Below are 23,214 nucleotides of genomic sequence, written 5' to 3'. Positions count from 1 at the left end.
AAAGGTGATGAAACAGAGTAAAGAAGAGTTTATTAAGAAGGAAGGCGCTGATTTCCCTGGGAAAACATATGTAGATTGTGTATTACAGCACGTATTTAATTTTCAGCGTAATTATTTATTAAAAGATATGTTTCAAGTGCATAGGGCACATATTACTATGTTAACTGAAGAAAAGTTGATGAAAAGAGAAGAAGCGAAAGTTATATTAACCGCACTTAAAAAAGTAGAGGGGATTCCAAAGGAGAAGTTGCTATATACAGAGCAACATGAAGATCTTTTTTTCTTAGTTGAACATTTGCTTTCTCAAGAAGCAAAGTGTGAATTTGTAAGTAATATGCATATCGGTAGAAGTAGAAATGATATGGGTGTAACGATGTATCGCATGAGTTTACGGCAATTTGTATTACGGTTAATGGAACATCATTTATTGCTGCAAGAAAGTATGCTGGAGCTTGCCGGTGAACATATGGAAACAATTATGCCCGCGTATACACATACACAACCGGCGCAGCCGACAACATTTGGTCATTATGTTTTAGCAATTTACGATACGATGCAACGAGATTTAGAAAGAATGAAAAAAGCGTATCATCTTTTAAATCATTCTCCAATGGGGGCAGCTGCCCTTTCTACAACAAGTTTTCCTATTAAGAGAGAACGAGTTGCGCAGTTACTTGGGTTTACAAATGTAATTGAGAACTCATATGACGCTGTTGCTGGAGCGGACTATTTATTAGAAGTTAGCTCGTTACTAATGGTTATTATGACGAATACGAGTAGATGGATTCATGATTTTTTACTATTAGCGACGAAAGAATATGATGGGATTACTGTAGCAAAGCCATATGTGCAAATAAGTAGTATTATGCCGCAAAAACGAAATCCTGTTTCAATTGAACATGCCCGTGCTATTACGAGTAGTGCTTTAGGGGAAGCATTTACTGTATTTCAAATGATTCATAATACACCATTTGGCGATATTGTCGATACGGAGGATGACTTGCAGCCGTATTTATATAAAGGAATCGAAAAGGCGATTCGTGTTTTTTGTATTATGAACGCAGTTATTCGAACGATGAAAGTAGAAGAGGAAACGTTAAAAAGTCGTTCATATAAACACGCGATTACGATTACAGATTTCGCAGATGTTTTAACAAAAAACTATGAAATACCATTTCGGCATGCACATCATGCAGCAAGTGCGATTGCGAATATGTCATTGGAGCAGAAAAAGGAGTTACATGAATTAAATTTCAAAGACATAAATGTATACTTACAAGAAAATTTGAAAGTAAATTTATTAGAAGAAGAGTGGAAAGAAATCATATCACCAGAAGCTTTTATTCAAAAAAGAAATGTATATGGTGGACCGAGTAAAAAAGAGATGGAGCGTATGATTAATAAACGTAAAGAATCGTTTCGAAAAGAAGAGGAGCTATTTGAGAAGGAAAAGAAGAGAGTGTTGCATGCTGAAAATGATTTGAACACATTAGTTTCAAATATTATTGAATCGTAAAAGAAGGATTTAATGAATTAATCGCCAATACTTTATTTAAATATAAATTGAGGGAAGAGATTGTCGATGATTCAATTACAAGTATATGAAAATGTTATTCATTTTAAAGAGGATGTTATACCGTTTTTAGAAAAGAATGAGCAGGAGAATAATTTGCTATTAGGTGTATTACAAGTTGCTGAAGAGCCGATGTTTATGGCGGCAGCGAAACAAGGGGAAGAAGTTACGATTGTATTTCTTCAAACAGTGGAGAAACAAGTTATTGTAGCTACATCTGAAATTTCGGAAGGGGCTATAGTGGAACTTGCAAAGCAATTAACGAATGTATATCCAGATATTCCTGGATTGATTGGTAATAAAAAAATCGTACAGAAATTAGCTGAAGAGATTGCGATATTAGAACAGAAAAAAACTACACTTGGAATGGAACAAGGTGTATATGAATTAAAACAAGTAAAGAAGAAGTGGAGCGGAGATGGAATTTTTCGAGCAGTAAATAGTGATGAGCTGCCATTAATCGAACAGTGGATATATCAATTTTGTGAAGATGTGAAGCTTCCTACTACGAAAGAAGAAGCAAAACAAACTGCATATACACTAATAACTACTAACCGTCTATTTGGTCTGGAGGTGGGCGGAAAACTAGTCTCTGTAGCTGCAAAAACGAGACCGACTACAAATAATATAACAGTCAATTTCGTTTATACGCCGAAAGAAGAACGAAAAAAAGGATATGCATCTATTTGTGTAGCCGGACTTAGTCAACGTATGTTAGATGAAGGCTACAAAACAACGACATTATATACTGATCTAGCCAATCCAACATCTAATAAAATCTATCAAGAAATTGGTTATGAGAAGATTATGGAGTCGGTACTTATATTTTTAGAGGAATAGAACAAAAAGGCGCGCTAATTTAGCGTGCCTTTTTGTTATTCATCAATTCGAATAACCTCGCCTTGCGGAAAGTCTTCAGTCTCTAATAAGTTACGAATAGCTTTCGCAACATATTCAGGTGATAACAGTTTTCCTTCTTCTTTTAATGAGATGAAGCGTTCTAAATTAATAAAGTCTTCCTTATTTGTTTCACGAATTTGTGCTTGCATATTTGTATCAACAACACCCGGTGCGAAAGCGACAGTTTTTACAGGATATTCTTTCTCTACTTCTTCAGTAGCTACGCATTGTGTAAACATATTTACACCAGCTTTCGTTGTACAATAAGCTCCCCATCCAAAATAAGGATTTTTTCCTGCCCCAGATGAAATATTTATAATGCGTTTTTCTACTTTCCAGTCTTTCGTATGTTTCATGAAAGTGGAAGTAAGGATCATTGGTGCGATTAAATTAATATGAACGTTCATAATGAATTGTTCACTTTCTGACTTTTCAATAGGTTTCATTGGTGCAAGTGTTCCTGCATTATTAACTAAATGAATCGATGAGACATTGTCTTTTTGAATAGATGAAAAGACTTCGTTAAAATGAGTTTCTAAATTATGTACATCTTGAAGATCTATGGAATGGAAAATACAATTGCTGTCGTTTTGCTCTGCGAGTTTTACAAGCTGTTTATTTTCTCTTCTAGAAATAGAGATAACGGTTGTATTTTCTTCTAACAATTGCACGGCGATTGCCTCACCTAAACCTTGTGAAGTTCCTGTTACGATTACATAGCGCATAATTTTACAAACCCCTCTCGTATGTGCGGAATTTTGTTGGACAACGTACATTGCATAGGTTGTCTACATTTATAGTATAGAGCACTTTTTACTATAGATGAAATGAGATGATTATGTGCCTTTTATGAACCGTTTTACAACAACTGTAACTGGTGCCGTCACGTTCACTGGGAACACATTAGGATTAAGCCCGACCTCGCCTGCGCCGGGCAATAACTTCGGTACGATTAATGTGTTTACTACAGTAAATACATCACTTCAAGTTCCGGGGTTCCCAGTAGGAACGACGAATGATTGGCGGTTAAATTCTTCAAGTGCAATTTTAAACCTTCCAGCAGGGAGTAATGTTTTATACGCAGAACTTGTGTGGGCCGGCACATACCAGACTGATACTGAGGATGTTACTGCATTTTTAAATGATAATATCACCTTTAGAACACCCGTAGGGACCTTTTCAGTTACGCCAGATCCTGCAACTGCACAGCAAGGTTCTGTTGGAAGTCAATTTTATTACGTTCGCTCTGCTAATGTGACAAGTCTTGTTAATGCGGGTGGGGCAGGTCCATATATAACGGGGGGCGTACCAGCTACAAGAACATCCGCTGAGACATCAATTAGTCGTTCGGTAGGTTGGACTCTTGAAGTTGTTTATCAAAATGCGAGTTTACCACTTCGGAATTTATCTGTGTATGCAGGTCAAGAAATTATTGATGCTTCATCACCACCAGTTGATGCTACTATTTCAGGTTTCGCAACTCCATCTACAGGTTCTGTTACAGGAAGAGTACTTGTAACTGCTCAAGAAGGTGATTCTAACATTGTTGGAGATCAACTTCGCTTTGGACCGAATGCGAATGCTACAGTTGCTTTATTCGGACCGAGAAATCCCGCAAATAATTTCTTTCAGTCACAAATTTGTAATGATAGTGGGAATTTAGATACAACTGGCACCTTTGGAAATTTGAATCAGCCGTTAGGGATAGCTTTAGCAGTCCGAAGACAAGGATGGGATATTACGAATGTAGATGCTTCGTCATCCTTAGTAAATAATCAAACGTCAGCAACTGTTCGCTTCGTTACAAATGGAGATGGATATGCTGCAGCTGGCTTTGGTGTTCAAATTGATGCGACAGGGCCAATTATAAATCCTGTTAAATCTGTTGATAAAACAGTTGCAGGTATAGGAGATATTCTCACTTATACGATTCCTGTTCCGAATACAGGAACAGGAAGTGCAGAAAACGTTGTATTACAAGATAGTATTCCGAACGGAACAACATTTATAGCTGGTAGTGTAACAGTAGGTGGAGTAACTCAGCCGAGCGCCAATCCAGCTAGTGGGATTAATTTAGGAACGATACCGAATAATGCTCAAAGAGTTGTTGCATTTCAAGTGAGAGTTACGTCATTCCCGAATCCCAATCCAATTTCAAATCGTGCAATGGTGTCATACCAATTCCGTCCTTTTGTTGGAAGTCCTCCTATCACAAGTACAGCTTCTTCAAATACAGTACAGACGACGGTAAATCGCGCAAATGTAAGTTTGCAAAAATCTGTAGATTTACAGACGGCAGCACTTAATGATGTATTAACGTACACAGTTAATGTGACGAATAATGGGAATGTCGCTGCAAATAATGTGATTTTTGTTGATAGTATCCCTGCTGGAACAACATTTGTCGCAAATAGTGTTACGGTAAATGGAGTAGCGCGTCCAGGAGCAAATCCAGCAAGTAGTATTAATATCGGAAGTATTAATGCTTCGCAAACGACTATAGTGCGTTTTCAAGTTCGAGTAACATCAAATCCTCTTGTAAATCCAATTCCAAATCGTGCGAGTGTAACATTTAACTTTACCCCAGTGCCTGGTCAACAACCAGTTTCAGGTCAAGCGACAAGTAATACAGTGTTTACTACAATAAATATAGCTGATATAAGAACGAGAAAAACAGTGGATAAAGCTTTTGCGACGGTTAACGACGTTCTTACGTACACCGTTACAATTGAAAATACAGGAAATGTACTTGCGACGAACGTTATTTTTCAAGATCCAATCCCAACTGGAACGACTTTTATCGCAAATAGTGTAACTGTAGACGGAGTTTCGCAACCCGGGGCAAATCCGGCGACGGGGTTTGCAGTAGCTAATATATCTCCTGGCGGAAGTAGGACGGTGACATTTCAAGTACGAGTTGTATCAGCACCTTCAGGTGGTACCGTTGCAAATCGTGGGAATGTATCTGCTAATTTCATCGTAAACCCGAATCAGCCACCAATAACGATTAATAGACAAACGAATACAGTTGTAACGCAAATTAATACAGGCGGTTTAAATGTAATAAAAGAAGTAAATACAACTCAAGCGGCAGTAGGGGATACTTTAACATACACGATTGCCGTCCAAAATACAGGTAACGTTCCGTTAACAAATGTGTTTTTCCAAGATACTACTTCTTCAGCCGTTTCTTTCGTTGCCAACTCTGTAACGATTAATGGAGCACTGCAAAGTGGACTGAATCCGAATTCGGGATTTTCTCTTCCGAATATCCCTGCGGCTCAGACAGTTGTAGTTACATTTGATGTATTAATTGAGCAGGATCCGCCAAATGAAGATATTTTAAATAGTGCAACTGTATCCGCGAATTTTCAAGTGGATCCGAATGAACCACCGGTTACTATTACTGTTCCGAGTAACGTCGTGAATACGGCTGTACAAACAGGGAGCTTTGAAGTTATAAAATCTGTGAATACTGGTGTTGCAACTGTAGGGGATATTTTAGTATATACAGTTGAAATAATAAATGCAGGAAGTGTGCCAGCTACAAATGTATTTTTCCAAGATGCCATTCCGCAAGGGACGTTATTTATTGAAAATAGTGTATTTGTTAATGGAGTTTTACAAGAAGGGGCAGATCCGGAATTCGGATTTACATTAAATGATTTGCCTACTGGTGAGAGTGTGACTGTTACATTTGAAGTATTAATTGATGAAACCCCGATGGGAAATAATGTTGTAAATAATGCGAATGTCACCGGAGATTTTCTTGTAAATCCAACAGAGCCACCAATTACTGTGACGGTGCCGAGTAATACTGTTATGACAGTCGTGAATTCTTCAGGGTTAAATGTAATGAAGAGTGTAAGCGCTACTGAGGCGGGTTTAGGAGATACGTTAACGTATACAGTTCGTATACAAAATAGTGGAACAGTAGCAGCGACAAATGTATCATTCCTTGATCCAATTCCAGCTGGTACAACGTTTGTTGCGAATAGTGTAACAATAAACGGGATCTCTCAACCAGGTTTAAACCCAACAACTGGATTTCCACTTGCTAATATTCCAGTAGGAGGGATGGTAACTGTCACTTTCCAAGTGTTAATCACAAGTGTGCCAGCGAACAGGGTACTTCCGAATAATGCAAATGTAACTGCTGATTTTCAAGTAAGTCCATTGCAGCCACCGATTACAATTGTAACGATTAGTAATATCGTTGTGACACGAGTAAATGTAGGTTCAATTAATGTAATGAAGAGTGTAAATACGCCGCAAGCAGGTGTAGGAGATACGTTAACATATACGATTCGTATTCAAAATACAGGAACTGTTCCTGCAGCAAATATTATTTTTCAAGATCCGATACCTGCCGGAGCTGCATTTGTCGCGAATAGTGTAACGATAAATGGTGTTGTTCAGCAAGGAGCAGACCCTGCGGTAGGTTTTCCAGTTTCGAATATTCCAGTTGGGCAAACCGTTACAATTACGTTTCAAGTTACAGTGACTAGTGTTCCAAGTGGTGGAAATATAAGGAATCAATCAAACGTGACGGCAAGTTTTCTTATAAATCCAGCAGGTCCTCCTATAACGACTGTTACGAATAGTAATTTTGTAGTGACACAAGTAAATACAGCACAGTTAAATATACAAAAATCTGCATCTGTACAACAAGCAGCACTTGGAGAAACTTACACGTATTCTGTTGTCATTCGAAATAACGGAACAGTTATAGCAACGAATGTTTCCTTCATTGATACAGTTGCTCCAGAAACAACATTTGTCGCAAATAGTGTAACGATAAATGGAACTTCTCAACCTGGATTTGATCCAAATGTAGGTTTTGCGCTTCCTAATATTGCAGCTGGAACATCATTGACGGTTACGTTCCAAGTGACAGTAGTTGCGCCGTCTACACGTGGAGCGGTAGTAAACACAGCATCTGCTACAGCCACTTTCTTGTTAAACCCTTTACAACCACCTGTAACAACGACAAATTCAAGTAATACAACAGTAGTTACGATACCGTTACCTCCTCCGGGTGAAGTAACAGCAACAAAAACAGTTGACGTTGCAACTGGAGCCGTTGGAGATGTATTAACGTATAGCGTGCTAATTACGAATGTAGGAATTATACCTGTTACAGATGTGCTCTTCCAAGATGTCATTCCAGAAGGAACGACATTTGTTGAAAATAGTGTAACGATAGGTGGAATACAGCAACTTGGTTTAAATCCAGAAATAGGCTTTACAGTTATTCCGTTATTAAATGCTGGTGGAAGTATTACGGTGACATTCCAAGTGACGATTACAGAGATTCCAGATAATGAAGTTATATTAAACGATGCGGATGTTACATTTACTTCACAACCGAATCCACAGGAACCACCGATTACGCAAACGATATTAACAAATTTAGTCGTTACGACAATTAATATAGCGTCTATTTTCCCATTAAAACTAGTAGATAAAGAAGTAGCGACTGTAGGAGAAATTTTAACGTATGATGTATTGATCTTTAATTTTGGAACAGTGGCAGCGACAAATGTTCAATTTATCGATACTACTTCTTCTGGTGTAACATTTGTCCCGGGAAGTGTGAGCATAAATGGAGTACCAGAACCGGGATTAGATCCTTTCATCGGTTTTACAGTTCCAGATATACCTGTAGGTGATTTTGTACTTGTCACATATCAGGAGATGGTAACGAGCATACCAGAAGGTGGTACAGTTGTTAACTTTGTGGACGTTACGGCTACGTTTGCGGTAAGTGAAACAGAACCGCCTATTACTGAGACGACGACAAGTAACACGACATTAACGAAAATAAATGAATCTGGTTTGAATGTTTTAAAATCAGTAAGTCAACCGATTGTTGCAGTAGGCGATACAATCACATATACAACAGTAGTTCAAAATACGGGAACAGTGCCAGCGACGAATGTTCAATATAGTGATGTATTACCATCCTCTATAACATTCGTACTGAACAGTGTAACGATAGGTGGTGTGTTACAACCTGGATTCAATCCTAATAATGGATTCCCGCTTCCAGATATAAATCCAGGTGAAAGTGTAGAAGTAACATTCCAAGTAACGGTTGTTAGTGTTCCGTCAAACGGAACAATTGCAAATACGGCAAATGCTACGGGAAGTTTTATATTAGTACCAGGAGAACCACCAGTTGTAGTAAATCAGCCAAGTAACACAACGCTCACAACTGTAAATAGAGGACGCTTTAATGTTATTAAACAAGCCAATAGAGCCGCTACCTTAGTTGGAGATGTATTAACGTATACAGTGCAAATAACGAATACAGGAACAGTAACAGCTAACAATGTTCAGTTTATTGATACGATTTCAGCGGGAGCGTCATTTGTACCAAATAGTGTAACGGTAAATGGAACTCCGCAACCTGGTTTGAATCCGATTACTGGGTTTGGAATGGGTGATATACTTGTTGGCAATACGACTATAGTGACGTTTCAAGCGACAGTTACAACCATCCCGTCATCAGGAACAATTACGAACGTTGCAAATATAACTGGAAGCTTTACTTTAGTACCAGGAGAACCACCAGTTGTAGTAACAGAGCCGAGTAATACGACAATAACAAGGGTAAATAGAGGTAGATTCAGTGTTATAAAAACTGTAAATAAAGAAGCGACGCGATTAGGAGATACGTTAACTTATAGTGTGCAAGTTATAAATACGGGAACGGTAACAGCGATAAATGTTCAGTTTATTGATGTTCCATCACCTAGTTTAGAATTCGTTCCAGGAAGTGTACAGATAAATGGGATTCCACAAGTAGGTTTAGATCCTTTTGTAGGCTTTTCATTACCTGATCTTGCAGTAGGAGATAGCATAGTAATAACATTTGAAGTAAATGTTATTACAGTCCCTCCTTCTAGTAGTATTATGAATACAGCGAGAGTAACTGGTGATTTCGAATTGATTCCAGGAGAACCGCCGTTTACAATTACGAATTCAAGTAATACGACAGTAACGCCGGTAAATCGAGGCAGCTTAGATATGCTAAAAGAAGTAGATAATTCAATTGTTGGAGTAGGAGAAACGGTAACGTACAGTGTTCGCATATTAAATATTGGCACGGCCGATGCAAGGAATGTTCAATTTATCGATGTTTTATCTCCGGAAGCTGTTTTTGTACCAAATAGTGTAACGGTAAATGGAGTAGCGCGTCCGGGAGTGAATCCACAGGTTGGATTTACGATTTTAGACATTCCAGTTGGTGAAACGGCGATTGTAACATATGAAGCTACGATTACAAGTTTTCCAGATGGTGGTACAGTAGTGAACGTTGCTGGGGCATTGGCAGAATATATTTTAGTACCAGGAGAGCCGCCAATTACAGTGATGGACACGAGTAATACAGTTATTGTAACGGTAAATACTGCAATATTATTTGTTGCAAAAGGAGCAGATTTTGAAGTAGCAATGGTAGGAGATGTTGTCACGTATGGAATTGCCGTTATAAATGATAGTACAGTTCCTGTAACAAATGTTGTTTTAAAAGATATTATTGATCCTAATACTTTGTTTATAAATGGGACGGTAACAGTAAACGATGTGCCTTTTCCATTTGCGAATCCGAATACTGGTATCCTGTTAGGAGATTTTCAGCCAAATGATGCAGCGATTATTAATTTCCAAGTTGTAATAACAGGAGGGCAAATAAATAACTTAGTTACAAATACTGCTACAGCAAATGGGCTTGCAACTGTAAATCCGAATCAGCCGCCAGTATTAGTTGAAGGTGATAGCAACACAGTTGTTATCCCATTTATTACGCCGAACGTCTCGACGACAGTTGTAAAAAGGGCAGATCTTCAAACGGCAACGATAGGAGATGTCATTACGTTTACGACCGTTATTACAAATACGGGGGATACAACAATACAAAATATTCGTTTTCAAGATATGCTAGATAGTAGTGTTCGATTTGTCCCTGGAAGTGTTGTGGTCGATGGTGCGACAGTGCCAAATGTAAGCCCTGCAATAGGATTTATTATAGGTAATTTAAATCCTGGTGAAGCACGCACAGTTTCATTTCAAGTAGCAGTCGAGCAAGCACCAATTGGTTCAGGTAATTATATTAATACAGCAAATATTCGTTTTGAATATCAAATAGGTACAGTATTACCACCTGTTACACAAATAATAGAGAGTAACATGGTTGTTATTCCATTTGTTCCAACACTAGAACAAATTTGCGCAACTAACTTTAATTGTTTAGAAAAAATTCCTTTTAAATGTTCTCCATGTAATCACTTTCGGATAAATAAAAAATAAATACAAAAAGAGCATCTTGCAAGAAAGAGTAGGATGCTCTTTTTATGTTTATCTCACTATTTACGGGCAGTAAGATTTCCACCCAAAAATGCGGCTGTAAAGAAAAGAAGTTAGGTGGGAGTCGGGCTGTCCGTAAAAGCCAAATTGGTGTGAGCTAATAATCAGTGGGGGATGGACCACGCTGATTAAAGTTTCACTTTATTGTTCATGAAGATTCTTTTTCGGGAGGATCAAAAAATCATTGATCTTGTTGGACAGTAGATAATGAATAAAATTTACCTATTTTTAATTTCGTTTCATCATTCCACGAAAAAATAGTAGAGCCTACTTTGCTATAAGTATAATCATCAATATCATATTGGGCGTATTCAGGTTTTTGATTTAAACATAACATGATTATTTGGCATTCTTTCTCAAGTAAGTAATGGATATGGAAGGGGGAAGGAAGATGAATATTCCTGTATGAAACAAAAATATACAAGTTCTTGTGAAGGAAGAAAATAGTATAATAACTTCTTCATGTTAAACTAACGACAGGGAGTGGGAAATATGAGACATAAAATGGGACTATATAATGAGCCTTTTCAATCTATTTATTCGGGTAAAAAAGTATTTGAAGTTAGATTGTATGATAAAAAGCGTCAACAAATAAAACATGGTGATGAAATTGTATTTACCAACCTTATGACGGCAGAAACAATTATTGTAAAGGTAACAGAGGTAAAGCGATACGAGAGTTTTAAGGAAATGTACGAACAAATTGATAAAAAATTATTTGACCGTGAAAATGTTAGCTTAGAGGAAATGTTAGAAAGTACATACAAAATCTATACGAAAGAACAAGAAAAAGAATGGGGAACAGTTGCGATTGGTGTTGAGGTAATAAAGTGAGAAGAAATCGCGGTGCAGCTATTATTGTACAGGACGGTAAAATCGCTCTTATAAAACGTGTTCGAGAAGGTGAGGTGTATTTTGTTTTTCCAGGCGGGGGAATTGAAGAAGGAGAAACACCTGAAGAAGCAAAGAAGCGAGAGGTTTATGAAGAATTAGGGGTACATATACAAGTGGAGCATTTGATTGTAATGGTGGAGTATAAAGGTACGGAGTATTATTATAATGCCCATACTACAGGTGGAGTTTTCGGAAGTGGTAAAGGCGATGAGTTCGAGTTGAAAGGTAGAGGGAGTTATATACCTTTATGGATGCCGATAAATGAGTTGCTAAATGTAAATATAAAACCGTATGATGTGGCAAAAAATGTATTCAATTATTATAGGGAATAAGGTCTGACAACATACAAAAAAAACCATTGACATAGCCTTCTGATTTAAGTATTGTATTCGAGTATGTTTATAATCAGGAGGTTTATATGAGCAATCAAACTACTACACATCATGTGAAAATGACAACAGCAGATCCATCTGGAATCGGTCTCTTTGGATTAGCGATGGTAACACTTGTAGCATCATCTCAAAAATTAGGCTTAACAGATGGCGTTTCACTTGTATTACCATGGGCAATCTTTTTAGGAGGGTTTGCACAAATCTTTGCATGCATTCACGATGCAAAGCATAACAATACGTTCGGTACAACAGCATTTGGTGCGTACGGCCTATTTTGGTTAGGTGTTGGAATGACTTGGTTAATTCAACTTGGAGTATTTGGCGAAAAATTAGCCCAAACTGCAGATTCAAAACAGCTTGGTGTAGCCTTTATCGGATACTTGATTTTTACGATCTTTATGACAATTGGTGCAATGGAAACACACAAAGTATTATTTATGATTTTCGTCCTTATTGATTTCTTATTTATCGGTCTTTCATTAAGTACTTTAGGTGTTATGCCACATGCAATGCATAATTTAGCAGCGTATTCTGAACTATGTATTTCATTATTATCTTTCTATGGTTCAGCAGCAGCTGTGTTAAATACACACTTCGAAAAAGTTGTATTACCAGTTGGAAAACCATTTGGTATTTTTAAAAAGTAATAAAAAAGAACGGATGATTGTATAGTCATCTGTTCTTTTTTTATGGAATTAAATAAAATAACAAAAAATATAATTGAAATTGATTCTCATTATTAATATAATGAGAATGAGAATCATTTATTGTAAAAGGGGGATGTCAAAGTGGCGAAAATTTTAATAGCGTATGCAAGTATGTCAGGGAATACAGAGAGTATTGCTGATTTAATTAAAGTAAGTTTAGATGCCTTTGATCATGAAGTAGTATTGCAAGAGATGGAAGGTATGGATGCTGAAGAATTATTAGCTTATGATGGAATCATTTTAGGATCTTATACGTGGGGTGATGGTGAATTACCATTTGAAGCGGAAGATTTCCATGATGAGTTAGAAAATATAGATTTAACGGGTAAAAAAGTGGCTGTTTTTGGATCAGGTGATACGGCGTATGAACTGTTTTGTGAAGCGGTAACGATATTTGAAGAACGTCTTGTAAAATGCGGGGCAGAACTTGTACAAGAAGGATTGAAAATTGAATTAGCTCCAGAAGACAAAGAAGACGTTGAAAAATGCAGTGATTTTGCAATTGCTTTTGCCGAGAAGTTCTAGGAATGGGAGTGTCAACGTGGAAACAATGTTAAGTGCAACTGCTATTACAAAGTTAAGAGATGGAAAGCTTTTGTTAGCTACTACATATAATGGTTTATTCATTGAAAAAGATGGAGAATGGAAACAGGCTTTAACTGGTTTCCAAAAACGAATTCGAGATTTACATAGTGAAGGTAACGTAGTTTATGGAGTAGGAGACGAAGGAGTTTTTATTCGTAGTATGAATGGTGGAGAAACGTGGACGATCCAGCGCTTTCCAACGAAAGCAACGAGCTGGAATGTATGTAGTAATGAGAATGGAACAGTAATTGCTCATGGAGATAAAACACTGTATCATTCTAATAATTTTGGTTCCACATGGGAGACTATTCAGCCATTTCTTAATTACGGTAGTGAGGCACCATCCATTCGATCATTATTTTTATATAAACATTACTTATTTATCGGTACGAAAATACATACTAAATATGGTGGTGTTTGGCTTTTTGATTTAGAGACACGTAAATTAAAAAGGATTAAAATAGCGATGAATCAGATGATTTCTGCGTTGACTATACATAATTCCTATTTAGTAGCGGCAAGTGGATCGTGCAGGGGAATTAGCGGGAATATTTCTTTTTGCAAAATAGATGAGAGCATCGAAAGTGATAAAATATTTTGGCATACATGTCAAAGTGAACAAAAAGCTAGTAGCTATTTAGACTTAAGTGTAGATCAGCATGTGTTATATACAACGTCAACGCAAAATAAAGCGGGAATTAGCACTGTTTGCCGTGTGCTTCTTGAAGAAGGAATTGTTACAGTATGTGATTCGGTTAAAGGGCATGGCTGGCGCATTGTTAATGAAAAAGAAGGCTATGTTGTAGCTGGATCAGGTGAATTAAAAGCGATGCAGTGGAAGAAAAAAGCTGTATAGCTAAAAAAAACTTTACTTTTATTATATTGATATGATATAGTTACTTTAAACCATTTTACTTTTAATAATATAGAGATTTAAATGAGCTGTAACTTCCGAGGAGGATAGCAATGTTAAATCTCCTCGGGGGTTGCAGTTTTTTAATATATGAGGTATTATTGTAAAGTGGTTGAAAATGAATATGTACATATAGGTACATTGTAGGAGGATTTTTTAAATGCAAAACGGTAAAGTAAAATGGTTTAACGCAGAAAAAGGTTTCGGTTTCATCGAGGTTGAAGGCGGAGAAGACGTATTCGTTCATTTCTCAGCTATCCAAGGCGACGGCTTCAAATCTTTAGAAGAAGGTCAAGAAGTTACTTTCGAAGTAGAACAAGGTAACCGTGGACCTCAAGCTACAAACGTAAACAAGAAGTAATTATGAAAAAAGAAGGGCTTGCCCTTCTTTTTTTTTGCGTTTTTATTGAAGGTCCTCCTATTTACATGTAATAATAAGACTGAATTTTCGATTTATATTTAAATGTATTAAATGTATTAAATGTATTAAATGTATAAACTGCATGTATAAATAGATACTGAAAATAAAGTGAAGCTGTTAAGTAGGCTTTTCATATTAATAGGAATTAGAAAGAGGTATACAAATTGAAAAACGCTACACATTTTATTGTGTTTGATATTGAAAGGAATTTTAGGCCGTATAAATCAGAAGATCCGTCAGAAATAGTTGATATTGGAGCTATAAAAATAGATGTGAGTACAATGAAGGTTATTGGAGAATTTTCAGAGTTAGTAAAACCAAGTGCCCCATTAACTCGTCATACAACAAAATTAACTGGAATTACAAAGAAAGATTTAATTGGTGCGGAGAAATTCCCTCAAATTATAGAGAAATTTATTCAGTTCATTGGAGAAGATTCTATATTTATTTCATGGGGAAAAGAAGATTATCATTTTCTTTCTCATGATTGTACATTACACGGTGTAGAATGCCCATGTATGGACAAAGAGAGCAGATTTGATGTGCAAAAATTTGTTTTCCAGGCATATGAAGAATTATTTGAGCATACACCAAGTTTACAATTTGCAGTGGAGCAGCTCGGTTTAACATGGGAAGGTAGGCAACATCGTGCTTTCGCAGATGCTGAGAATACAGCAAATATCTTTCTGAAAGTATGTGGCGAGAGAGATATTAACAAGCGATACAAGAGACATGGTGAGCTTGAACTTGTAAAGAACGGAAAACTAACAGAAAAAGCGAAAAAAAGGATGCGAAAATGGGTGTTTAAAGAACTGAGAAAAAATACAGAGCGTCCTTTTGTATGGAGTGCATTTGAAAGTAGTGACACGTGGGAAAGTATAACGGAAAGATATTATATAAGTGAATCTGCAGTAGAACTTTTGAAAAAACACTTTCCTACTGCGGTGAGAAAGGCAGAAAGGCAGATTAGGTATTTGGCTGAGATGGAGAAGGTGCAGGAAGAGGGAAAGGTAACGTAAATGTATTAAGGTAGCTAAGGCTAGTACTTGTTATGAGGAGAATTTATTAGTGAGAAATGTAAAAACTCCTATTCCATTTATAGATATAGGAGTTTTTTAGTATTTACTTTTTAAGTGAGTTAATTATTCTTTATATTCTCGAATAAACTCACTGACATTATCTGAAAGAAGAAAATGTAAAGACGCCGTGATAGTAGATATATCCCAGTCCCACCAAGAAATTTGTTGAAGTTCTTCAATCACTTCTGGTGAGAAACGATACCGAACCAACTTTGCTGGATTACCTGCTACTATTCCATACGGCGGGATATCTCGTGTTACAACGCTTCTTGCGCCAATAACAGCTCCGTTTCCGACTTTGACTCCAGACATAATCATAGCGCCACTGCCTATCCAAACGTCATGACCAATGATTACATCTCCCTTAGTTTTCGGATGACCGCTAAACCCCGCACCCTCGGGAACTATCACATTAAATGGATAGGTACTAATCCAATCTGTTCTGTGTTCGCCACCTAAAAAGACTGTTACATGGTCGGCTATGGAACAGAACTTACCTAATTTAAGCGAAGCTCCTTCCCCCCAAGTACGAACATTAAGGTCACCATATGACCAATCTCCTATTTCATAAGAAGCAAGCTGTGGATTTTGATTTAAGAACAACCCCTACACCTCCCAAATAGATATAGCATCTTATGTATATGGGTTTAGAGGGGAGGAAAGTAGTGAATGGTAAAATTAAATCTATAAAATGATAGCTTGTTTCTTTGAAGTACACAAACATATTAGTATCCCTGCTTCTTCTCAGTCCGCTCAATCACGTCCTGCAGCTCATCCGACTTCAAAAACTCAATCGGAGAGAACCCCTTCTCAAACGTAAGCGAATCCGCCAGCAATTCCCTATAACACTGTATTAATCTTTTAACAACTTGTCTCCAAAATAGTAGGGCGTACATAAAATACTGTATATATGATTTTAAAGGAGATGTTTTCTTGACGGAAAGAAATTGTAGTAGTCACCATTATTCGTTTGCTCCCTTCATCAGCCCCAATCCTATCACCTCATTTAATCCGATTCAACAATTGATAAAACAGCTTTTATAAGTCCATTTTCTAGTGTGATAGGCGATGTGAGAATTAAAGATAATGTATATGTAGCTCCTAATGTAAGTATTCGTGCGGATGAAGGAACTCCATTTTATATTAGTTCAAACACAAATCTGCAAGACGGAGTTATCTTACATGGTTTATTGAATAAATATGTTTCTGATGGTGATAAAGAGTATTCAATCTATATTGGGAACGAAGTAAGTGTTACGCATGGCGCTCTCATTCACGGTCCTTGTTATATAGGAAATAAGGTGTTCGTTGGTTTTAAATCAATTGTGTATAATGCGATTATTGGGGAAGGAACATTTATTTCATACAATGCAGTAGTAACGAACGGAGTACGTGTTTCGACGAACAGGTTTGTGCCGCCTGGAGCCAATATAGATACACAAGAAAAAGCAGATGCGCTCTTCCGAGTACCAAAAGACGACGAAGAATTTGCACGAGAAGTACAACGTGTAAATCAAGAATTTCCTGCTTCTTATAACTTATTATTCGGTTCGCATCGTTGTTCTTGCGGAATGCCGTACAATCATTAAAAATTAGCAGTTTTTGAGATGAAGTGTTTATTATACATGACAGTGGTTTAAAAGATTCGTATCCATTGAGAGATGATGTTTCATTTGAAAAAATGCTGGATCATACAATATAACATTAACAGATATACAAGACGGACACGTTACAGCGTATGTTTTCGATAATAAAAAGACAATGATGGAATTTAACCCGTCATTGTCTTTTTTACATTATTCTATTCGATTTCTCCGGAGCCATAACTATACTGCTGCTTATTCTCAATCCGCTCAATCACATCTTGCAGTTCATCTGGCTTCAGGAATTCGATAGGAGAGAATCCTTTTTCGAACGTAAGTGTGTCTGCTTCAATCATTAATACATATCGGTCGTTTACCTTTGCGATATGTATTAGGTCTCCGAAATCAGCCAGCAAAGCCTTCACAGAGATATGATCTGCTTTTAGCTTTAATTCCACTTCAGGGGCGTGCTCGACGATTTGAGCAGTAGCTTCCATTACTTCTTCTGTTGAAAACTGTTCCATAATTTCACGTTTTGGACTGGCAGCCCAAACTTCCATTGCTTGGTCGAATTGTTCGCGTTCTTCAGTACCTTCTTCAAATACATCTTCAATTTGATCGTATACCATGTCCATTACTTGTGTTTTCATAATTTCAGGCATAGAGCGCTCGTACTCGACGAATTTTAAGAAGTCCTCAAAGTAGCGGGCATGTGATGCTTGGTGTATTTTTAGTTCACCAGGCTCCACCATACCTTCTTCAGGCATGTATGGATATTGGATAGATTTCATATTCTTTGTTGTGATGGCCATTTCAACGTTACGAATAAGCGTTGATTCATCAGAAATGGAAGCAACCTTTGGTTCGAAGTCACATTTCATTACGAATACGAATGGATCATCAAAGTATTTGCGTAGTTTTGCTTGAGCGATTAAAAATACACCACCACGTACAGCGCTTGTGTCAAGGTATGTATAAACGAGAGGTTCGCTCATATCTTTGAAGTTTTCTTTTGTTTCTGCAAAACGAATACGATTAAATAAGTTGTAATGAGGGTTTGAATCGAGTTCGTGCCCTTCTTCTACAATAAAGCGACCAATCTTTGTTGGGGCTTGTTCTGTTTTTGCGTGACGTTCTACTTTTCGCTTTGAAATTTTTAATAATTCACCATTCAAAAATTCTTTTAAAGAGCTATCTTCATACTCTTCAGCGTCTAATGTTTGAAAATGTTTATAGCGTTTATCAACTGCTTCACCTTTTCCTTCAACTTGTACTACATAAAAGGAAAGAAAATTTATTTCAAAATCCATATTTATCACCTTGTTTCATTTCATTAACTCTTATCAGTATAGAGATGGAAAAAACTTTCGTCAATTTATATAAGGAAGGGGGAGTCCCTTCCTTATATATTTGTTATTTTCGAAATTAAAATCCGTCTTCTAATGCTGAAAATGGAATGTTTAGTCTATTTTCTACTGTACGTAAACGCTGATTTAAGCGGTTTAGTCTACGAGTATGACGCTCAACTGTGTTTTCTAGTTGACGTACTCTTTGCTCAAGCTCATTTACTCGTCGTTCTAGTTGACGGTTTCCGGTGCCAGGAAAAGAGATTGGAAGTTGAAATTGTCTATTTGGATCATATGGATTAACTTGCTCTGCTTGATCTATATATTGTTGGTATTGTGCTTGTAAATCATACTGGGGTTGGTAATCATATTGGTTATATGGATCATAAGGATTGTAGGGATACATAAAAACTCCTCCATTTCTTAAAGGTGGGTTGAATTCATCATAATGTATGTGCGAAAGCGGAGTAGTGGCACGGCAAATACCTATATACGCTGAAGTGAATGATTGTTTTTACCTATAAAAGCTCGGTTTAAGTTGTTTAATAATGATCACATATGAGAAAGTGGTATTACGGTTTTTGAAGTATGTAGGTGACTAGAGAGGTGAAATGAAAGGGTTTTACATTTGTATTTCATCTGTTGAATGGTATATACTGGATAGAGATAGGTTACATAAAAGTTACAATCTTATCAAACTCAAAAATTTATATAAATATGTATAGACATTTACAAAAGAAAAGAGTAATTTTAATAGAGTAAAAAATAACTTGTAACATTTTCTAAATATATTGTAAAATGATTGTAACAAAACATACATAAAAATGAAATAATACATAAGAAATAATGTTGGGGAAAAGGAGAGAGTATATTGTTCCGAAAAATAAAGGGTATATTAGTAGGGGTGCTATGTGTAGCTGTAGTAAGTGGTTGTGGAACAAAAGTAAGTGATGTGGCATTAGTAAGTGATTTTGGTGGGAACGTTGTAGAGGCCAAGGCTGATGTACAGGATTCAATTAGCTTAGTGGACGGGCGTACTGGTACTGAAGTGAAGAAAATAGACTTATCGAGCTTAGGTTATTTTGAAGATGAGGCGAAATTCAAAAAATCGGTAACGAAGGTTGCTGGTGAAGTTGGGAAAAGCGTTGACAAAAAGATGGTCCCTTCACGTATAGCGCCTGATGGATCATGGCAAGAAGGAAAGCCTTCTTATGAATTAATGGAAAAAGAATTAGTAGACAAATTATTAAATGTAGGTATGTGGGATTCTTCATATCAGTTACCTATCGTTGAGAAAAAGCCTACCGCAACATTAAGTGATGCGCAAGGAAGTGGCACGGTAATTGGTAGATATGAAACGAATTTAGGTGGCTCAGCAGGTGGCCGTATTGAGAATATTCGTTTGTCAGCAGCGAGCATAAATGGAGTTGTATTAGCAAAAGGAGACAGTTTCTCTTTTAATGCATTAATCGGTGATACAACGCCAGATAAAGGATATCAATTAGGTAAAGAAATTGTAGATGGTAAATTAGTAGATGGTTATGGTGGTGGCGTTTGTCAAACATCATCAACTCTATACAATGCAGCAGATCAAGCTGGTTTAAAAATGGTAGAGAGAACTACACATTCTAAAACAGTAGGTTATGTCCCGCAGGGAAGAGATGCTACAATTGCATACCCATATTTAGATTTAGTGTTTGAAAATACGAATGATGCTCCTGTTAAGCTTTATATGGGCATTCAGGGCGGAAAGTTAGTTGCAGAAGTACATAAGATGAAATAAATATTATAAGCTATAAAAATAAAAATGAAGCCATTATTTCTAAGTTTGATAGAAATAATGGCTTTTTGTGTATAGTTTATTAAGAATAGTAATTCCGAAGAAGAGTGGGATTTAATTCTTAGTTTTCCTATTGACATTGTTTTAATTTAGCTGTATTCTTCATAATAACAACTAAATAAATGGAAAAATTTATTAGTTTTCTTATCAAGAGAGGTGGAGGGACTGGCCCGGTGAAATCTCAGCAACAGGCTAAAAAAGCACTGTGCTAATTCCAGCAAACGTAAAAGGCGTTTGGGAGATGAAGGGAAATGGATTAACATTCAACTCTTCTTATATGTGTAAGAAGAGTTTTTTGTTTAGAGAGGGGGGGATAGGGTGAAATTTGATGTAACGTATTTTTTAGAAAGTTTTCCGCAATTATTTAAATATGTATACATAACTTTAGGGATTACTGTTGTTTCCATGATTATTTCTTTCGTTATAGGAGTGGGCTTGGCAATCATTACAAAAAATAAAACGAAATTTTTATATCCAATTGTCAGGGTGTATATTTCTTTCTTTAGAGGAACACCGTTATTAGTTCAATTGTTTGTGCTGTATTTCGGATTGCCACAAATTTTCCCGACTTTTACAGTGCTTACAGCTATGCAAGCAACTTTAATTGGTCTCAGTTTAAATAATGCTGCTTATTTGTCAGAAATCATTCGAGGTTCATTAAATGCTGTAGAATCAGGACAAATGGATGCTTGTTTATCAGTTGGAATGACAAAGGCACAAGCGATGCGACAAATTATCTTTCCGCAGGCTATTCGTGTAGCAGTGCCGGCACTTGGAAATAATTTTGTTGGATTGTTAAAAGAATCTTCGTTATCTTTTGCACTTGGAGTGGCTGAAATATTAGCACAAGCGAAAATGCTAGCTGCGCAATCGTATCGTTATATGGAAAGTTATTTAGCGGTAGCGATTGTGTATTGGATTATTACAATCGTAATCAGCTGGGGGCAGAAAAAGTTGGAGAAGAAACTTGATGCACCGTATTTATAAGAGAAATGAGGTGATATATGTGATTGAGCTAAAAGATTTGTATAAGTCTTACAAACATAATGAAGTGCTGAAAGGAATCTCACTTACTGTCAAAAAAGGGGAAGTGGTAGTAATTATTGGACCTTCTGGTTCAGGGAAATCGACATTACTACGATGTTTAAATTTATTAGAACAACCGGATGATGGCAGTATTAGAATTGAAGATTTAGAGATTCATACGAAAAAACTTTATCAAAAAGAAATAATAAAATTACGCAAAAAAACAGCAATGGTTTTTCAAAACTATAATTTATTTAAAAATAAAACAGCATTGCAAAATATTACAACACCATTAACGGTTGTGCAGAAAAAGAGTGACGAAGAGGCAAAGAGAATAGCGAGAGAAATATTAAAACAAGTAGGCTTAACTGATAAAGAAAATTTTTATCCGACAATGTTATCAGGTGGGCAACAGCAAAGGATAGGGATTGCTAGGGCAATGGCTTTAAATCCAGCTGTATTATTGTTTGATGAACCGACTTCAGCGCTTGATCCAGAATTAGTGAATGAGGTATTGCTAGTTATTAAAGATTTGGCAAGACAACATATAACGATGGTTATTGTTACACATGAAATGAATTTTGCAAAAGAGGTGGCGGATCGTATTATATTTATGGCTGATGGAATTATCGTAGAGCAGGGAACACCAGAAGAGATTTTCCGAAACCCACAAAATGAACGTACGAAAAAGTTTTTAAGACAATTAAATGCTTCTGAAGAAGGCAATCATTTCGTTATTTAGGAGGAAGGGTTATGAGGAAATCATCATTATTACTAACATTAGCATTAACAGTATCAGTTGGAGTTTTGTCTGCTTGTGGTTTGGATACAGCAAGTAAAAAGACAGATGAAAAAGTAGTGAAAGTTGGGACCTCTGCAGGTCGTAGCCCATTTATATTTAAAGAAGGTGAGAAAGTAAAAGGGTTTGACGCTGAAATTATTGAAGCAGCTGCTAAAAAGGCTGGATATAAAGTGGAATGGAATGTTTCTGATTTTGAAGGATTATTCGGTTTATTAGATTCAGGCCGTATTGATACGATTGCAAATGAACTATCAGTTTCTCCGGAAAGAAAAAAGAAATATGACTTTTCAATTCCATATGTGTATTCAGGCTCTATTTTCGCGGTGAAGAAAGATAATAAAACAATTAAGTCGCTAGAAGATTTAAAAGGAAAGACGGTAGGAGTTGGGCTTGGCACAGCAGGAGAACAAGAGTTAAAAGCATTAAACAAAGATAATGCCTTTACAATTAAAACGTTCTCAGAAGATCCAACAGCGGAATTGAATGAAGTAGGGCTGGGGCGTGTCGATGCTTATTATAATGATAAAGTTCAAGTGGAAACAACAATCACGAAGGCGAAACTAGATAATGTGAAAGTGGGATTTGGTCCACTTGAATGGGGAGAGATCGCATTTCCATTTGCAAAAAAGAGTGAAAAGTTAGAAGATATAAATAAGTCACTAAAAGAATTAGAACAAGATGGAACATTAAGCGAAATATCGAAAAAATGGCTAAAAGTTGATGCTACAAAAAAACAAAATTAAGGTGTATTCGTTGAATAGGGCTATTGCCTATCAACTTATA

General features: G+C 36.6%; 18 protein-coding genes, 3 pseudogenes and 1 riboswitch. Of the genes and pseudogenes, 15 read left to right on the top strand and 6 right to left on the bottom strand.

What is annotated here, in order from left to right:
• The first annotated feature begins 7 nt into the window (after positions 1-7).
• Positions 8-1,516 (top strand): argininosuccinate lyase, encoded by a 1,509-nt coding sequence (argH, locus tag EXW56_RS16750; RefSeq protein ID WP_002199719.1) that lies wholly within the window; start codon positions 8-10, stop codon positions 1,514-1,516.
• Positions 1,517-1,576: 60 nt separating this feature from the next.
• Complete coding sequence (locus tag EXW56_RS16745) at positions 1,577-2,413, top strand: GNAT family N-acetyltransferase (RefSeq protein WP_002199720.1); 837 nt, start codon at positions 1,577-1,579, stop codon at positions 2,411-2,413.
• 35 nt (positions 2,414-2,448) lie between these two features.
• On the opposite strand, the gene EXW56_RS16740 is transcribed toward EXW56_RS16745, so the two are convergent.
• Entirely contained in the window at positions 2,449-3,198 is a 750-nt protein-coding gene (locus EXW56_RS16740) for a (S)-benzoin forming benzil reductase (protein ID WP_002199721.1), read from the bottom strand.
• 115 nt (positions 3,199-3,313) lie between these two features.
• Here EXW56_RS16740 and EXW56_RS16735 point away from each other — a divergent pair, with 115 nt between their 5' ends.
• Positions 3,314-10,786 carry a DUF7507 domain-containing protein gene (locus tag EXW56_RS16735; protein ID WP_215596800.1) on the top strand — a complete coding sequence of 2,491 codons (7,473 nt, stop codon included), beginning with the start codon at positions 3,314-3,316 and terminating at the stop codon, positions 10,784-10,786.
• Positions 10,787-11,048: 262 nt separating this feature from the next.
• Here the strand turns inward: EXW56_RS16735 and EXW56_RS16730 are convergent.
• Positions 11,049-11,180 (bottom strand): annotated as a pseudogene (locus tag EXW56_RS16730) (CatB-related O-acetyltransferase); the annotation flags it as partial.
• Between the two features lie 155 nt (positions 11,181-11,335).
• Between EXW56_RS16730 and EXW56_RS16725 the strand changes: the two are divergent.
• The 7 genes from EXW56_RS16725 (at position 11,336) to EXW56_RS16695 (ending at position 15,774) form a co-directional block, all read left to right on the top strand.
• Positions 11,336-11,677: an ASCH domain-containing protein gene (locus tag EXW56_RS16725; RefSeq protein WP_016105802.1), complete on the top strand. Its 342-nt coding sequence runs from the start codon at positions 11,336-11,338 to the stop codon at positions 11,675-11,677.
• Entirely contained in the window at positions 11,674-12,069 is a 396-nt protein-coding gene (locus tag EXW56_RS16720) for an NUDIX hydrolase (protein ID WP_215596799.1), read from the top strand. The genes EXW56_RS16725 and EXW56_RS16720 overlap by 4 nt, the downstream gene beginning before the upstream one ends.
• A gap of 86 nt (positions 12,070-12,155) precedes the next feature.
• On the top strand, positions 12,156-12,776 hold the full coding sequence (locus tag EXW56_RS16715) for an acetate uptake transporter (protein WP_002111076.1): 621 nt from the start codon (positions 12,156-12,158) through the stop codon (positions 12,774-12,776).
• Positions 12,777-12,917: 141 nt separating this feature from the next.
• A complete protein-coding gene (locus EXW56_RS16710; RefSeq protein WP_001062757.1) occupies positions 12,918-13,361 on the top strand; it encodes a flavodoxin in 444 nt (147 codons plus the stop codon).
• Between the two features lie 16 nt (positions 13,362-13,377).
• The gene (locus EXW56_RS16705) at positions 13,378-14,277 is read left to right on the top strand and encodes a WD40/YVTN/BNR-like repeat-containing protein (RefSeq protein ID WP_215557301.1); all 900 of its coding nucleotides are present in this window, start codon (positions 13,378-13,380) and stop codon (positions 14,275-14,277) included.
• A 217-nt stretch (positions 14,278-14,494) separates the two neighbouring features.
• Entirely contained in the window at positions 14,495-14,695 is a 201-nt protein-coding gene (gene cspB, locus EXW56_RS16700; protein WP_001179147.1) for a cold shock-like protein CspB, read from the top strand.
• 224 nt (positions 14,696-14,919) lie between these two features.
• On the top strand, positions 14,920-15,774 hold the full coding sequence (locus tag EXW56_RS16695) for an exonuclease (RefSeq protein ID WP_002199727.1): 855 nt from the start codon (positions 14,920-14,922) through the stop codon (positions 15,772-15,774).
• A 123-nt stretch (positions 15,775-15,897) separates the two neighbouring features.
• On the opposite strand, the gene EXW56_RS16690 is transcribed toward EXW56_RS16695, so the two are convergent.
• Positions 15,898-16,437 (bottom strand): CatB-related O-acetyltransferase, encoded by a 540-nt coding sequence (locus EXW56_RS16690; RefSeq protein ID WP_002199728.1) that lies wholly within the window; start codon positions 16,435-16,437, stop codon positions 15,898-15,900.
• A 122-nt stretch (positions 16,438-16,559) separates the two neighbouring features.
• Positions 16,560-16,664, bottom strand: a pseudogene (locus EXW56_RS28125) (DUF3898 domain-containing protein); the annotation flags it as partial.
• Between the two features lie 103 nt (positions 16,665-16,767).
• On the opposite strand from EXW56_RS28125, the pseudogene EXW56_RS16680 reads away from it, so the two are divergent.
• Positions 16,768-17,423: pseudogene (locus EXW56_RS16680) on the top strand (carbonate dehydratase).
• Positions 17,424-17,635: 212 nt separating this feature from the next.
• On the opposite strand, the gene EXW56_RS16675 reads toward EXW56_RS16680, so the two are convergent.
• Entirely contained in the window at positions 17,636-18,727 is a 1,092-nt protein-coding gene (locus tag EXW56_RS16675) for a DUF3900 domain-containing protein (RefSeq protein ID WP_002033604.1), read from the bottom strand.
• A 115-nt stretch (positions 18,728-18,842) separates the two neighbouring features.
• Complete coding sequence (locus EXW56_RS16670; protein ID WP_215596798.1) at positions 18,843-19,169, bottom strand: hypothetical protein; 327 nt, start codon at positions 19,167-19,169, stop codon at positions 18,843-18,845.
• A gap of 465 nt (positions 19,170-19,634) precedes the next feature.
• Between EXW56_RS16670 and EXW56_RS16665 the strand changes: the two genes are divergently transcribed.
• From EXW56_RS16665 to EXW56_RS16650, 4 genes are all read left to right on the top strand, one after another.
• On the top strand, positions 19,635-20,546 hold the full coding sequence (locus EXW56_RS16665) for a VanW family protein (RefSeq protein ID WP_002111070.1): 912 nt from the start codon (positions 19,635-19,637) through the stop codon (positions 20,544-20,546).
• A gap of 198 nt (positions 20,547-20,744) precedes the next feature.
• A riboswitch (SAM riboswitch) is annotated at positions 20,745-20,851 on the top strand.
• 70 nt (positions 20,852-20,921) lie between these two features.
• Complete coding sequence (locus EXW56_RS16660; RefSeq protein WP_002199730.1) at positions 20,922-21,590, top strand: amino acid ABC transporter permease; 669 nt, start codon at positions 20,922-20,924, stop codon at positions 21,588-21,590.
• Positions 21,591-21,609: 19 nt separating this feature from the next.
• Entirely contained in the window at positions 21,610-22,371 is a 762-nt protein-coding gene (locus EXW56_RS16655) for an amino acid ABC transporter ATP-binding protein (protein WP_176555900.1), read from the top strand.
• 11 nt (positions 22,372-22,382) lie between these two features.
• Entirely contained in the window at positions 22,383-23,174 is a 792-nt protein-coding gene (locus EXW56_RS16650; RefSeq protein ID WP_215596797.1) for an amino acid ABC transporter substrate-binding protein, read from the top strand.
• Positions 23,175-23,214 lie beyond the last annotated feature (40 nt).

The sequence above is a fragment of the Bacillus mycoides genome (assembly GCF_018742245.1).
Classification (GTDB): Bacteria; Bacillota; Bacilli; order Bacillales; family Bacillaceae_G; genus Bacillus_A; species Bacillus_A cereus_U.
Note: the sequence above shows the minus strand (reverse complement) of the source record. Positions and strands in the feature narration are given on the sequence as shown.